9 protein-coding genes and 1 riboswitch are annotated in these 14190 nt (G+C 67.5%); of the genes, 1 reads left to right on the top strand and 8 read right to left on the bottom strand.

The annotated features are described in order from the left end of the window. Positions 1 to 6: 6 nt before the first annotated feature. From V9K93_RS17630 to V9K93_RS17605, 6 genes are all read right to left on the bottom strand, one after another. Positions 7 to 2196 carry a TonB-dependent siderophore receptor gene (locus V9K93_RS17630; protein WP_337302952.1) on the bottom strand — a complete coding sequence of 730 codons (2190 nt, stop codon included), beginning with the start codon at positions 2194 to 2196 and terminating at the stop codon, positions 7 to 9. Positions 2197 to 2266: 70 nt separating this feature from the next. Next, positions 2267 to 2362, bottom strand: a riboswitch (TPP riboswitch). 109 nt (positions 2363 to 2471) lie between these two features. Beyond that, entirely contained in the window at positions 2472 to 3596 is a 1125-nt protein-coding gene (locus tag V9K93_RS17625; protein ID WP_337302951.1) for a phosphotransferase enzyme family protein, read from the bottom strand. Positions 3597 to 3725: 129 nt separating this feature from the next. Beyond that, complete coding sequence (locus V9K93_RS17620) at positions 3726 to 4133, bottom strand: glycine zipper 2TM domain-containing protein (protein ID WP_005411889.1); 408 nt, start codon at positions 4131 to 4133, stop codon at positions 3726 to 3728. A 246-nt stretch (positions 4134 to 4379) separates the two neighbouring features. Then, positions 4380 to 6371 carry an XVIPCD domain-containing protein gene (locus V9K93_RS17615; RefSeq protein ID WP_337302950.1) on the bottom strand — a complete coding sequence of 664 codons (1992 nt, stop codon included), beginning with the start codon at positions 6369 to 6371 and terminating at the stop codon, positions 4380 to 4382. A 111-nt stretch (positions 6372 to 6482) separates the two neighbouring features. Next, positions 6483 to 7253 (bottom strand): hypothetical protein, encoded by a 771-nt coding sequence (locus V9K93_RS17610; protein WP_295378597.1) that lies wholly within the window; start codon positions 7251 to 7253, stop codon positions 6483 to 6485. Between the two features lie 377 nt (positions 7254 to 7630). Beyond that, complete coding sequence (locus tag V9K93_RS17605; RefSeq protein WP_046985354.1) at positions 7631 to 8269, bottom strand: response regulator; 639 nt, start codon at positions 8267 to 8269, stop codon at positions 7631 to 7633. A 75-nt stretch (positions 8270 to 8344) separates the two neighbouring features. On the opposite strand from V9K93_RS17605, the gene V9K93_RS17600 reads away from it, so the two are divergent. Next, positions 8345 to 11944, top strand: coding sequence for an ATP-binding protein (locus V9K93_RS17600; protein WP_337302949.1), 3600 nt, complete (start codon positions 8345 to 8347; stop codon positions 11942 to 11944). On the opposite strand, the gene V9K93_RS17595 is transcribed toward V9K93_RS17600, so the two are convergent. Then, positions 11938 to 12339 (bottom strand): c-type cytochrome, encoded by a 402-nt coding sequence (locus V9K93_RS17595; protein ID WP_136638491.1) that lies wholly within the window; start codon positions 12337 to 12339, stop codon positions 11938 to 11940. The genes V9K93_RS17600 and V9K93_RS17595 overlap by 7 nt on opposite strands. 65 nt (positions 12340 to 12404) lie before the next feature. Further along, positions 12405 to 14081, bottom strand: a complete 1677-nt coding sequence (locus V9K93_RS17590) for an electron transfer flavoprotein-ubiquinone oxidoreductase (protein WP_046985351.1) — start codon at positions 14079 to 14081, stop codon at positions 12405 to 12407. Positions 14082 to 14190 lie beyond the last annotated feature (109 nt).

Below are 14190 nucleotides of genomic sequence, written 5' to 3'. Positions count from 1 at the left end.
GGCCGCTCACAGCGCGAACGTCACCGACAGGCGGGCCTGTCGCGGTGCGCCGGGGAACAGGTAGTAGTCACCGCCGCTGCTGCCGGTATCGCGCCAGTAGAAGCGGTTGAACACGTTGTCCACCGACAGGTTCCAGGTCACCGCACGCTCGTGCAGGCGATGCTGGAAGCGCAGGCCGGCATCGAACACCGAGTAGTCCGGTGCGCGCACACCACCATCGGCGCGGGCGACATTGGCACCGGCATAGCGCCAGCCGCCGGTCACGTCCAGGCCCTGTACGAACGGCAGCGCATAGGCCACGTGCACGCTGGCGCGCACCTTCGGCACGTTCACCAGCTGATGGCCTTCATAGGCGGGCGTGCCGGTGTCGCGCGCGCGTGCCCGCAGCACGCTGGCGCTGGCCACGATCTGCAGCGCATCGGTCAGCTGGCCATTGGCGGTCAGCTCCAGGCCGGTGTGGGTCTGCTTGCCTTCCTCGACGAAGGTGTAGCCGACATCGCTGCCGTCCGGCTTGGCGTACTGGTACGGCTGCGAAATGCGGAACAGCGCCGCGCCCAGGGTCAGCGCCTCGACCGGCATGTACTTCACACCCACTTCCAGCTGCCGCGACTGCACCGATGGCAGGAAGGTATCGGCGTTGCTGGTCCAGAACGGCGCTTCCTGGCCCAGCGAGATGCCGCGCACATAGCTGGCATAGGCATTGAGCTGGTCGGTGGCCTTCCACACCACGGCGGTCTGCGGCAGGAAACGCGACAGGCGGCTGTGCCGCTGCGGGGTACCACGCTTGTCGTAGGCACGCTCGTCCAGGCGCACGAAGCGGCCGCCGGCCAGCCACTGCCAGTCATCACCGAAGCTCATCCGGTCCAGCGCGAAGAACGCGGTCTGGCGGCTGTCCAGGCGTCGTGCGGACGGCCCTGGCATCTTCGGCGACGGTTCGAACACCGGCACCTGCGCATCGTGGATGTTGCTGGTGCCCACGTACTCGTTGACGCTCGGGCGCTTGTCCACGGTGCGGCGGAAGTAGTCGGCACCGATGGTCAGCTCATGGCCGACGCTGCCGGTCTCGAAGCGGCCGCGCAGCTCGGCACGGGCCTGCTGGTTGCGGCGGGTGTCATCCGGGCTGCGGTAGTCGTAGACGTCGTAGTCGCCATTGGGCGCGAAGTAGTTGCCCGGCACACTGCCATCGGCGCACTGCGCGGCGTAGTAGCAACCGTAGGCGAAGGCGACGTTGTCATCGATGACCGAGCGGCTGTGGCCGACCGAGACGCGCGACTGCCAGGCATCGTTGAATTCGTAGGTATGCAGCGCGGTGATGTTGGTGCTGGCAATGTCGACCGGACGCTGCCACGGCTGGTAGCCCAGCAGGAATTCGCGATCCACGCCGTGTGGCAGCTCGCGCGCGCCCAGCAGCTGGTAGCCGGACACCGAGCGCTGAGAACTGGTCTGGTAGTTGGCATCCACTTCCAGCTTGCCGCGTTCGCCGATCAGCCAGTCGGCGGCCAGCGAATAGAAGTTGCGACGGCCATCGGCGTGCTCGACATAGGAATTGCTGGAGTCCCATGCGGCATTCAGACGCAGGCCGAAACGCGGAGTGATCCAGTGGCCGACATCGACGGCGACGTAGCGCGAGCCTTCCGAATCGGTGCCGAGCGTGGCGCTGCGCACTTCGGCCGGGCGCTTGCCGATGTAATTGATGATGCCGCCGGGCGCCATCACGCCTGCGGCCAAGCCGGCTTCACCCTTGAGGATCTCCACCGACTGCACGTTCTCCAGCGCAAGGCGCTGTTCGCCGGCGATGGACAGGCCGTTGAAGCGGTAGCCGGTGGCGGCGTCCAGCGCGAAACCGCGGATGGCGATGTTCTGGTAGTAGCCCACCGGCGCATACGCATCGCCCAGCGAGGCATCGTTGCTGGCCAGCTCGGACAGCGAACGCACCTGGCGGCGGTCGAGGTAGTCGCGCTCAAGCACGTTCACCGACGCCGGCGTGTCCTTCCAGGAACCACCACCAAAGGCGTTCACGCGCGAGGTATCGGCCTTCGGCTTGCCGGCCTGCACGCGCACCGCCGCCAGTTCGGTCGGCGAACGCTCGGCGCCGGTGGCAGCCGCATCGGGGGACGCCTCGGCTTCGCTGGCGTGCAGCGGCAGCGCGGCGCAAAGGGCGAGGGAGAGCAGGGTGGGGTGCAGGCAGCGGTTCATTCGGTTCGTCTTCGGACAACAAGGGAGACGAAGCGACGGCGCGCAGGTGCACCGGCCCATGACGGGGGTGTGGCTGCGGCTCAAAGCTCCCTACGCCGGTGCAAACCGGATCAGGTTCCAAGGGACTCTCTCAGCCTGGCAGATCCAGGCACCCCCGCTTCAGGTCACCATTTCACTACAAATGGTACGGATTTGCGAGCTGGTGCCCTTCAGGCAGCGGGGTCAGAGCCCTTTCCGCAGGAAAGGGCTCTGACCCCAACGGTGCGCCAACCGGGTCACGCCGCTGCGTGCAACGCCTGCAGCAGTGCCTGTCCCGGCGCGCTGTGGAACCACGCCGGATGCCCCAGCATGAACGGCTGCCACGCCACATCCGCGTTTGCGGTGGAGCCGGTGATGCCTTCGAAGTACTCCACTTCGGACAGTGCGAAGTCGAAATGCACCATCGGCAGCAGGTCGGCCAGCAGCTGCACGCGTGCTGCCGACAGTGGCTGTACCTCGCGGTAGCCGTCGAGCAACGCCAGTGCGATGTCGATGCGCACCGCCTCCAGGCCGCGCTCCAGTTCCAGCCAGGCCACCGCGTTGCGCTCGATCGCGGTGGCGAGGTCGAACAGTGCGCTGGTGGGCGAGGCCAGGCCGAAATCCAGCACGGTGCTGACCTGCCCATCGCGCCACAGCAGGTTGGAAACATGCCAGTCGTTGTGCGCCCACAGCCGCGGTTCGTCGCGCAGGCGCTGGGCCAGGCCGGCGTGCCACGGCAGCACGTCGCGGCGAAGCTGGGTTTCCCACGGAATGCGCGCGAGGTAGCGGGCCAGACCCGGTCGTGTGGGCAGTTCGGCTTTGATCGCGGCGATCGGATCGTCGGCGCGGATCAGGTCGTCGCGCGCCACCAGCAGATGGGTACTGCGTTGTGGCGCGTGATAGCTGGCGGCGGCACAGTGCAGCCGGGCCAGCATGCGGCCGGCTTCGCGGGCCTGCGCGACATCGGTCAGCAACGACCACGACACGGCATCGCGGTACAGGTCCTCGCCCACGCCCACGGCATGCAGCTCGAAGGTCCATTCGCCGTGCTCGACTGCGGTGCGGCCATCGGCTGCCGCAAGCACCTGCACCACCGGTACGCCGGCGGCAGCGAGATGGAGGATGAAGTGGTGTTCTTCTTCCAGGCAGGCGGCGCTGCGCACGCTGTGGTGGTGGCGCTTGATGAACACCGGTCCGCGCGTGCCATTGACGATGGCGGCGGCCGACAACGGCCGAGGACTGTGCCAGTGCGGCTGGCTGTCCGCATCCAGCTGCGGAAAGCGCTGGCGCAGCCACGCGAGGTCTGCGGTGCTGATCGGCGGCCAGTCGGCAGCGACCTCGTCGTTGTTGAGGCCCTGCACCCGGTGGGAAGAAGAAGTCATGCCGCAGCCCCAAGGGGGAAAATCACATCCAAGGCTGCGCATTCAACGCCATGGCCGCCCGCAACGCAAACGGGCGGGTCATCGACCCGCCCGTAGTCACATGGTCATCGGCGGTACCGCCGCGCCGGGTTACCAGCCGCGATGGCGGCCGCGGTCGTGGTAGTAGCGGTTGTCGTAGTAGCGCTCGCGCTGCCAGCGACGGTCGTCACCGCGGTCGTAGTAGCCGCTGCGGTAGTAGCCACGGTCGTAACGGCGATCGTAGCGGTCGTCGTAACGGCGATTGTCGTAGTAACGACGGTCGCGGCGGTCGGAGGTGGTCAGGTTGCCGATCGCGCCGCCGGCCACGGCACCGCCGACAGTGGCAGCGGGATCACCGTTGGAGAGCAGGTTACCGGCCACGCCACCGACCACGGCGCCGACCAGGGTGCGCTTGTCCTTCCTCGACATCGCGCTGGCATCGCTGACCACGGCCACACCGGCCACCAGTGCCAGAGCCATCGCCAGACCACGGAAGCTGAGTGCGGAAGTACTGAGCATGTTCGTTCTCCTGTGAGGTGCATGCCACGCTGGGCAGGGAGGGCGCGGGGCGCCCCGGCTGCCGTGATGTCCACGCTGGCGTTCCAACATTGCCGGAACATTGCCTGGTCCACCGTGCGGCTTGCGCATTCATCTAGCGGCAGGCGGCATGAAGCAAGGCTGAAAGCGGCCTCGGCCGCTCAGCTGGCAGAAAGGGAAAAGGCCACGCGGACGTGGCCCTCCCTTCTCTCCCAAGGCGCCGCGGGCTTAGACGCCCATCGCCTTCTGGGCCTGCCGGGCCTGCTCCTGCTGGGCATCCTGCTGCTGGTGCAGCACGTTCGGGGCGCCCTGGACGGCACCGCTGCTGAGTGCCAGGCTCTGCTCGCTGGCCGTACGGGTGTCCACCGCCGCGCGAATGGCGGCCGGGTCGCCGATGGTGCCCTGCACGGCGAACAAGCGCTCACCGTTCGGACTGGGTACCACCGAATCGATGCGCTGCAGGCCGGCGGCATGCGCCTCCTTGGTCAGTGCCGCGGCGGCGCTTTCCAGCGCACGCCGATCCTTGAAGGTGCCGGCCGGCATCAGCTCCAGGCCCTTGCTGGCCTGGATGAACAGCGGATTGCGCGGGTGCCGCTCGTCGTTCAGCAGCGGCCGCTCGCGAGCCTCCCTGATCGCCTCCAGGGTCTTCGCGCCGACGACGCCGTCAGCGACCAGGCCGTTGTCCTTCTGCAGCTGGCGCACCGCCGCGTCGGTGTTGCGGCCGAAGCGACCGTCTTCGACCAGCGGCTTGCCATCGGCCCCGACATAGCCGAGGTGGCCCAGCTGTTCCTGTACCTTGCGCACGCCCTCGCTGTGTGCGCCCTGCTTGTACAGTTCGGCGTGCGGCGTGGCAGCTGCCTTGTGCTCGGCCGCGGGCCTGCCCTGGGTCTGCTCGTGCGACTGGGTACGGTTCTCCAGCAGATCGCGGGCCCTGGACAGCGGGTCGGAGGCGTACAGCTTCCAGTTCGGATGGTCCTTCACCTGCTTCAGGTAGTCCTCGACCGGCATGGTGTGCACGCCCTTGCTGCCGGTGGACTGGCTGATCAGCAGCTTGTCGGTGTTGGGATCGCGCACCACCATCACGATGTGGTCGATGCCGTTCCAGTGCTCGTGGCGGGTCTTGGCCGTATCCAGGCCGATGATCATGCCTTCCTTCAACGCATCGGGCTTGAGGATCGCGTCGCGGTCAAGCAGCACGCCGGACTGGTCGAACGCCTTGCGCACGATGCCGCCGGAACCGAGGTTGCCCAGGTCGATGCGATCAGCCTTGCCGAACACCGCGTGCCCGGCCTTCTGGTTGATCTCGTCCATGGTCCGGTTCTGCAGCGTGCCGACCCAGCCGGAACAGTCGATGTAACCCTGCTCGACGTTCTTGCCGGTCTTGCCCGGTACGTACAGCGCGTGGCCCGGAATGTTGATGGCGTACCTGACATCGTCGTACTTCACGCCGGCCTCGTAGGCGGCCTGCAGTTCAATGCCCGGCTTCGGCGTGGCAGCCGCCGTTGCGGTTGCCGCCAGCGTGGCTGCACCAGCCGCCACGGCTGCGCTGGCCTGTGCAGGCGCTGCCGGGGTCTGGCCCTGGCCCTGCGCCACCGCCTGCGGTTCGATGTTCTTTTCCGGAATGCTGATCGCCGCGTACTTGTGGATGTAGTAGCTGGAGAACGTCCGCGCCAGGTCGCCATCGTCCATGCCGCGCATCTCGGCCAGGGTGTGGCCGGTCAGCGCCTTCGCGTCGGAGCCGATCTGGTTGAGTACGTTGCGGCGCATGTTGATTTCTTCGCCGTGGCTGTTGCGGACCACGCCGAAGGTGCCGGTGGCAATGGCGGTCTGTACCGAGCCATAGCCGGCGCTGCCCTGCTGGTGGGCCAGGTACAGGTCCAAGCCGGTGGGCGTGTTGCCCCCGGACAGGTAGGGATTGCCGGTGCGCTCGTTGCGGCGCGCCATCGAGTCCAGGTTGTCCTGGTACATCTGTGCGGCCGCTTCGGTGTTGCGGGTCGGATCGAACTCGTGGCCGGTCAGGTGGTACTGGCGCGCGGAACCGGGCACGAACTGGAACAGGCCCTTGGCACCGGACGAGGTGTTGTGCGCGCGCTCGTTGAAGCTGCCGCCGGTCTCGATATGCGCGAAGCGCATGAAGTCATCCACGGGGATGCCCTTCTGCCTGGCGACCTGCTCGACGATGTCCAGGACTTCCTTTCTGCTGTAGTCATGCTGTGCCATGACGTTTTCCTCGGGGTTGATGGAGCGGCGGAAGCCGCGAATCGCCAACCGGACTCATCCGTGAGTCAAGAACATGTCGGTCAACAGGTAACCCGCGTGTGCGGGTGGGAATCAGCGCGCCAGGTACTTCTGGGTCACGCTGTCGAAGCGGTAGTGCACGGCGTCGCCGACACCCAGTGCGCGGGTCTTGCCCGGGCTATCGATGGTGGTGCCCTTGAAGCTCACGGTCAGCTGCGGCAGGCCGTTGCCGTCGGCAATGAAGGCCAGTTCGCCATCGCTGTCGGTGCACGGCATCACGTTGCCGTCGTCGCAGGCGGCGCTGTTGTCTTCGCCGGTGCGTACCGAACCGACATAGCGCCAGACCTTGCTGTCCACGTCGTCTTCGCTGCGCTTCGGGTTGAACAGCAGCAGGGCATAGCCGCTGCCGCTGATGCCGCGGTCGAAACTGCTGGTCGGCACCGCCAGCAGCAGGCGGCCATCGGCCGTGCGATGTTCGAGCGGCTTGCGCCGGGTGTCGATGTCGTCGGCCTTGTCGTAGGCGCCGAGCGCGCCGATGGTCCACTCCTGGCCACGGAACTTCCACGGCTTCTTCGCATCGCCGCCGGCCAGCACGAAGGTGGCCTCGGCCAGGTTGGCGCGGTCATCCGGGCCGGCCGGTTGCTGCTCGCCGGGCTTGCCGTAGTGCTCGCGGGTATCCCACGAGAAACCGGTGTAGTAGGTGGTGCCGTCGAGCGTGAACTGATGGCCGAACCAGAAGGTCGCCACGCTGCCGTTCTGGACCTCATAGGAGGTCGCGCCATCGCCGTCCTGCTGGTAGGTGAAATACATCACGGTCGGCGCATCTGGCGGGGTGACGGCGGTATCGGGGGAAGTGTTCTGCATCGGGGCAACATCCTGTCGGGGCGCATTGGCAGCCTGCGCGTGCGCGCCGGGCTGGGAGGACGAGGGGGCCGGGTCGGCGGCGCTGCAGGCGGCAGCGGAAAGAGAGACGAGCAGGCACGCCGCGAATGCGCGCAGGGGCGGCAATGGCAGGGTCCAACGTGGTTTTGGGGGGTGATGCATGCGCCTCTCCATGGTCAGCGTTGCCGGGCCAGACGGCCGGCAGGAAACCGCACCCCATCCACCGGGGACAGGAGCGAGGACATGAGCCGGTCGATTCCTTCGACCTCGCATTGAGAACCCATGCCCGGCAATCTTTGCACAGAATCGCGACGCATCAAAGAGGGCAGCACGCCGCGCCCTCTTATGTGAACGGCATCTCAGATATTGCCATCGCGCAGGTAGTCGAACAGCTCGGCGTCGCCCTTCAGACCCAGTTTGAGCATGGCGTCACCCTTCTGCCGGCTGATGGTGCTGACGCTCTTGTGCAGCTGCAGCGAGATCTCCTTCACCGTCATGCCAGTGCCAAGCAGCCGCAGCACCTCCACCTCGCGCGGCGACAGTGGCTTGCCGTCGCCCTCGCGCATGCGCCAGCTGCCCGCCGCCTCGACCCGCTCGCGCAGGCTGCGGCTGATATAGGGCTGGCCGCGATAGACCGCCTGGATGGCCTGCGGCAGTTCGTCCATCGACGAGCTCTTGTCGACCAGGCCGAGCACACCGCTGTCGAGCACCATGCGCAGGATCGCCAGGTTGTTGGAGACGCTGAGCATGAGTACCGGCAGGTCGGGATGGCGGCGGCGGATCATGCCGATCATGGCGAAGCCGTCGGCCTGTGGGCTGCCCGGCATGGAGTAGTCGGTGACCAGCAGGTCACAGGGCTGGCTGCCCAGCAGGGTCATCAGCGCCTGCGCGCTGTCCGCCTCGCCGACCACGCGGCCCACCCCGCTCGACTCGATGACGGCGCGGGTACCGATACGGACCACCGGGTGGTCGTCTGCGATGATGATGCGCAAGCTCATGCTCTAGTATGGCCACCGGGCACGCCGGACCGCGACCATCGCGGTTCCTGGCAGGATTCTAGGAGATCGACGCCGATGCGTAGCTGGGCTGTTCGCGGGCTGGTCCTGCTGCTGGCCGTGCTGGTGCTGCCTGCCGCACCGGCACAGGCCGTGCCAGGACCGCTGCCGCTCACTCCCCTGCAGCGCGAGTACCTGGCCGCGCATCCAAGCATCGTCGTGGGCCAGTATGACAGCGGCTGGCCGCCGTTCGAGTCCCTCCGTGATGGTCGGCAGATCGGGCTGGGGCCGGATTATCTGTCGCTTCTTGCCCGTCAGCTGGGTGTGAAGGTCGAAGCCCGTCGTTATCCAGATTGGACTTCCGTGCTGGATGCGGCGTGCCGTGGCGAAATCGACGTGGTGATGAATGTCGGTCTCAGTGCCGACCGTACCCGCTGCATGGTCTACACCGCCGCCTATGGCGAGGCGCCGCTGGCTCTGGTCGGACGCCCGGGCGACCTGCGTGCCTCCGACAATCCCGACCTGGATGGGCTGCGGGTAGTGATCGAGCAGGATTTCCTGACCGGCCCGCAGGTACGCGCGCGTTTCCCGCGCGCCCGGCAGCTTGTCGCAAACAGCTCGATTGCGGCGCTGCAGATGGTCAGAGACGACAAAGCCGATGTCTATATCGGCAATGCCTATGTCGCCACCGAGCTGATCGCCAGCCAGCGTCTGCAGGGTGTGGTGCTGCTGCGGCCCAGTGACCTGCCTCCCGAGCGCCTGCACTTCGGCGTTCCCAACAGCAAGCAGCCGCTGGCCGAAGCACTGGACCTGGCCCTGGCTGCGACCAGCCAGGCCCAGCGCGACGCGTTGGTGCAACGCTGGCTGCCGTTGCCGCAGTGGTCGGCATCGGCACGGCTGGCGCTGAGCCAGGCCGAGAAGCGGGTGCTGGAGCAGCCGCTGAAGATCGGCTTCGCGCCGAACGCGGCGCCGTTGTCGTTCGCCGACAAGGAAGGCAAGCCCAGTGGCCTGGCCGGCGAGTATCTGCGACGGCTGCTGCAGGCCGGTGCCAATCTTCAGCCGGAGAACAGCCACGACTGGTATGAGGTGCGCGAGAAGGCGCGCCGCGGCGAGCTGCAGGCAGTAATGGGCATTCCCGCCGATTCACGCTATCTGGGGCCGGACTGGGTGTTCAGCCAGCCCTTCATCAGCGTACCGAACGTGATCGTCAGCCGCGTCGACAGCCCGGCGCTGCTGGGCCTGTCGGACCTGCAGGGCAAGCGCGTACTGCTGTCCGATCCCGAGCGCATACGTGGCTACGTGCTGCAGCAGGCCCCCAGCGCGCGGATCATCGCCGCGCGCAGTACCGAGCAGGCACTGCAGCGCCTTGCCGCTGGCGAAGCCGATGCCTACGTGGGCAACCTGGCACTGGTCGATCACCTGCTGCGCAGCAGCTTCCCGGGGCGCCTGCAGGTGGCCGCCCCTGCGGGCTTCAACGATCAGCTGGTGCTGGCCGTGGAACGCCGCCATGCCGCCCTGGCGACCACCTTCGACCGCCTGCTGCTGCAGATGACGCCGCGCAAGCGCGAGGCGTTGCGGGGCGACTGGCTGGCCGTGGAGTATCGCAATGGCATCGACTGGAGGGACGCGCTGCGCTGGGGGGTGCCGCTGCTGCTGGTGCTGCTGACCGCGCTGCTGGTACATGGCATCGGGTACTGGCGCCTGCGTCGCGAGGTGGCCGGGCGGCGTCATCTGGAGCAGCGCCTGGCCGAGGTCACCGACAACCTTCCCGCCGTGGTCTACCAGGCACGGCGCGATGCCGATGGCACTCTCGGTTTTCCGTTCATTGCCGGTGACCTGCAGGCGTTGTTCGGCATTACCCGGCAGCAGGCCGAGCAGGACGCGAAACTGCTGCTGGAACGCATCGAGGAGGAGGATCGCGAACGCATCCTGCAGGCGGTCGAACAGGCCGCACGCCAGTTCGCGCCATTGATCCTCGAGTTCCGCCTGCGTGCCGATGCGGGCGGCGCGCGCTGGGTCCGCAGCCAGGCCCATCCCTATGCGGCAGAGGCAGGGGCGGTGACCTGGAGTGGCTACTGGGTGGACGTCAGCGAGGCACGTGCGCAGGCCGAGGCCCTGACCGCGGCCAAAGCCGAGGCCGAGCAGGCGGCGGAAGCGAAGTCACGTTTCCTGGCCACGATGAGCCATGAGATCCGTACTCCTATGAGTGGCGTGCTGGGCATGCTGGAAGTGCTGGCGCATTCGCCGCTGGATGCCGAGCAGCAGCGCATCCTCGGCGTGATCGAGGATTCGGCGCAGATGCTGCGGCAGATCCTGGATGACATCCTCGATTATTCGCGGCTGGAGGCCGGTGCGCTGCGCCTGGAACCGGTGCCGCAACCGCTGCGGCCGCTGCTGGAAAGCGTGTGCCGGTTGTTGTCGGCGCAGGCCAGTGCACGTGGGTTGGCGTTGCTGGTGGAGATCGATCCACAGCTGGCACCGGCACACGAAGTGGATGGCGTGCGCCTGCGCCAGATCGTGTTCAACCTGCTCAGCAACGCCATCAAGTTCACGGCGCGCGGCGAAGTGCGGCTGCAGCTGGAGGTGCTGGGGCCTACCGCGGAGGATGGCAGCCAGCCGTTGTGCCTGAGCGTGACCGACACCGGCATGGGCATCGCGCCGGAGCAGCTGCAGCATCTGTTCGCGCCGTTCACCCAGGCCGGTGCCTACATCCAGCGCGACCATGGTGGCACCGGTCTTGGCCTGAGCATCAGCCAGCGCCTGGTGCAGATGATGGACGGCGAACTGACCCTGCACAGCACGCTGGGCGAAGGCACTCGTGCCGAGGTGCGGTTGTCGCTGGTGGAGGCCGGCAGCGGTGATGTCGAAGCGCTGGTGGCTGAGCAGGAACAGGCTTCGCTGCTGCCGCAGGCGCTGCGCCAGGCGCGGGTGCTGGTGATCGAGGACCACCCGACCAACCAGGCGATGATGGCCTGGCGCCTGCAGCAGCTGGGCGTGCCGCACGTGATGGTCGGTGATGGCCAGCAGGGGCTGGATCGGCTGTTGTCGGAAAGCTTCGACCTGGTGATCACCGATTGCCGGATGCCGGTGCTCGATGGCTTCGGCTTCACCCGGCTGCTGCGCGAGCGCGAGGGCCGCAATGGCCAGCCGCGCCTGACCGTGCTGGCGCTGACCGCCAGTGTGTTGGACGACGATGCGCGCCGTTGCCGCGAGGCCGGCATGGACGAAGTGCTGGCCAAGCCGTTGTCACTGGCCACATTGCGCGCGGCGCTGCTGCGTTGGTTGCCGCAGGCACAGGGCCAGTCGTTCGCCGAACCGGTGACGGAGGTGGTTGCCGACGACGGCATGGCGCTGCCGGATCTGTCCACGTTGCAGCAGCGCTTCGGCTCACGCGCAGTGGCAATCCAGCTGCGCGACAGCCTGCTGCAGGCCAGCGAAGGCGATCTTGCCGCCGTGCAGCGCGCGCTGCAGGCCGGAGATCGCGAGGCAGCCGCGCTGCACCTGCACCGGCAGGCCGGTGGCCTGGGCGCAATAGGCGCGACGGTGCTGGCCGGGCAGGCCAATACGCTGGTGGAGCGCCTGCAGGATGCGGCCGACACCGATCCGACCGCGGTGTTCGCAAGCGTGGCGGAATTCGTGGCGCGGCTGCAGCAGCAACTGCAGCGCCTGGCTCACTGAGTCGACTGCTGCTGCAGGTAGGCGATCACCAGCGCACGGCGTTCGGCACTGGGGAAGGCGTTGTACATGCGCGTACCCGGCACCACGTGGGTGGGCGACTGCAGGAAGGCATCCAGGGTCTGCGCGCTCCAGGTGATGTCGGCGCGGCGCATGCCGTCGGAGTAGCCGTAATCGGGCAGGCTGCCGGCACGGCGGCCGATCACTCCATGCAGGTTCGGCCCGAAGCGATGGATGCCGCCGGGCTGCACGGTGTGGCAGCCCGCACACAGTTCAAACGCGCGCTGCATGGCCTGCTGGCGCGCCTGTTCGGGCGTGGCGGGTGCTGACGGCGGGCGCTGGCAGGCCGTGGCCGCAAGGGCCACGACGACGGCAATGAGCAGGCAGGCAGCGCGCATGGGCGGGCAGGATAGCGATGCAACGGGGCAGGTGGGCTGCGACACGCAGTCGCAGCCCGTGGCGATCACATGCCCGAGTAGTTCGGGCCGCCGCCGCCCTGCGGGGTCACCCAGACGATGTTCTGGGTGGGGTCCTTGATGTCGCAGGTCTTGCAGTGCACGCAGTTCTGCGCATTGATCTGCAGGCGCGCGTCGTTACCGTCGCCGACGAACTCGTACACGCCTGCCGGGCAGTAACGCGCTTCCGGGCCGGCGTACTCGGCCAGGTTCACCTTCACCGGAATGCTCGCATCCTTCAGCGTCAGGTGGCTGGGCTGGTCTTCGGCATGGTTGGTGCTGCTCAGGAACACCGAGCTGAGGCGATCGAAGGTCAGCACGCCATCCGGCTTCGGGTAGGCGATGCGGGTGTGCTTGGACGCCGGCTCCAGGCAGGCGTGGTCCGGGATGCTGTGGCGCAGGGTCCACGGCGGGTTGCGCACGCCCAGCTTCGGCAGCAGCCACTGCTCGATGCCGGTCATCAGCGTGGCCACGGTCTGGCCCTTCTTGAACCACTGCTTGAAGTTCTTCGACAGCTTCAGCTCGTCATGCAGCCAGCTGGCTTCGAAGGCCTGTGGGTAGGCGCTCAGTTCGTCGTGCTGGCGATCGGCGGCCAGCGCATCGAACGCGGCATCGGCGCACAGCATGCCGGTCTTGATCGCGGCATGGCTGCCCTTGATGCGGCTGACGTTGAGGTAGCCGGCTTCGCAGCCGACCAGCGCACCGCCCGGGAACACCGTCTTCGGCAGCGACATCAGGCCGCCGGCGGTGATCGCGCGCGCGCCGTAGCCGATGCGGGTGCCGCCTTCCAGATGCTTGCGGATGGACGGGTGGGTCTTGAAGCGCTGGAACTCTTCGAACGGGCTCAGCCACGGGTTCTTGTAGTCCAGGCCGACCACGTAGCCGATGGCGACCTTGCCGCCATCTGCGTGGTACAGGAAGGCACCGCCGTAGGTGTCGCTGTCCAGTGGCCAGCCGGCGGCGTGCACGACCAGGCCCGGCTCATGCTTGGCTGGGTCGATCTGCCACAGCTCCTTGATGCCGATGCCGTAGGCCTGCGGGTCCTTGCCGTCATCCAGCTTGAAACGGCTGATCAGCTGGCGGCCGAGATGACCGCGCGCGCCTTCGGCGAACACGGTGTACTTCGCCTGCAGGGCCATGCCGCGTTCGAAGGCGGGGCCGCGCGTGCCGTCCTTCTCGATGCCCATGTCGCCTGTGGCCACGCCGATGACTGCGCCGTCGTCGCCGTACAGCACCTCGGCGGCAGCGAAGCCGGGGAAGATCGCTACTTCCAGCGCCTCGGCCTGCTGCGCCAGCCAGCGGGTCACTTCACCCAGGCTGATGATGTAGTTGCCTTCGTTGTGGAAGCACTCCGGCAGCAGCGCATGGGGCGTGCTGCGTGCGCCGGTTTCGCTGAGGAACAGGAATTCGTCGCGGGTGACCTTCTGCTTCAGCGGTGCGCCGCGCTCGGCCCAGTCCGGGAACAGTTCGGTCAGCGCGCGCGGGTCCATCACCGCACCGGACAGCACGTGCGCGCCCGGCTCGGAGCCCTTTTCCAGTACGCACACCGACAGCTCGCGACCGGCTTCGATCGCGCGCTGGCGCAGGCGGATCGCGGTGGCCAGGCCGGCGGGGCCGGCGCCGACGATCACCACGTCGAACTCCATTACTTCACGCGGGGGCAGGGCGTTGGCTTCAGCGCTCATCGATTGCATGACTCGTGGGTAGTGCCGGCATCGGGGCCACCGGCGGTTGCCTGGGAATCGCGCGTGCAGCCACGAGCGAAACGGTTGTTTGAATGTGTCAGGGTACCGG

The sequence above is a fragment of the Stenotrophomonas sp. CCNWLW162 genome, assembly GCF_037203745.1.
In the GTDB taxonomy this organism is placed as follows: domain Bacteria; phylum Pseudomonadota; class Gammaproteobacteria; order Xanthomonadales; family Xanthomonadaceae; genus Stenotrophomonas; species Stenotrophomonas maltophilia_AQ.
The sequence above is the reverse complement of the archived record's forward strand: the minus strand, read 5'-3'. Positions and strand labels throughout refer to the sequence as shown.

Bases quoted from the DNA above. Each gene is read 5' to 3' on its own strand.
- V9K93_RS17615 (WP_337302950.1), bottom strand. From the start codon at position 6,371: ATGGCACAGCATGACTACAGCAGAAAGGAAGTCCTGGACATCGTCGAG.
- V9K93_RS17620 (WP_005411889.1), bottom strand. From the start codon at position 4,133: ATGCTCAGTACTTCCGCACTCAGCTTCCGTGGTCTGGCGATGGCTCTG.
- V9K93_RS17595 (WP_136638491.1), bottom strand. From the start codon at position 12,339: ATGCGCGCTGCCTGCCTGCTCATTGCCGTCGTCGTGGCCCTTGCGGCC.
- V9K93_RS17610 (WP_295378597.1), bottom strand. From the start codon at position 7,253: ATGCAGAACACTTCCCCCGATACCGCCGTCACCCCGCCAGATGCGCCG.
- V9K93_RS17600 (WP_337302949.1), top strand. From the start codon at position 8,345: ATGCGTAGCTGGGCTGTTCGCGGGCTGGTCCTGCTGCTGGCCGTGCTG.
- V9K93_RS17605 (WP_046985354.1), bottom strand. From the start codon at position 8,269: ATGAGCTTGCGCATCATCATCGCAGACGACCACCCGGTGGTCCGTATC.
- V9K93_RS17630 (WP_337302952.1), bottom strand. From the start codon at position 2,196: ATGAACCGCTGCCTGCACCCCACCCTGCTCTCCCTCGCCCTTTGCGCC.
- V9K93_RS17590 (WP_046985351.1), bottom strand. From the start codon at position 14,081: ATGAGCGCTGAAGCCAACGCCCTGCCCCCGCGTGAAGTAATGGAGTTC.
- V9K93_RS17625 (WP_337302951.1), bottom strand. From the start codon at position 3,596: ATGACTTCTTCTTCCCACCGGGTGCAGGGCCTCAACAACGACGAGGTC.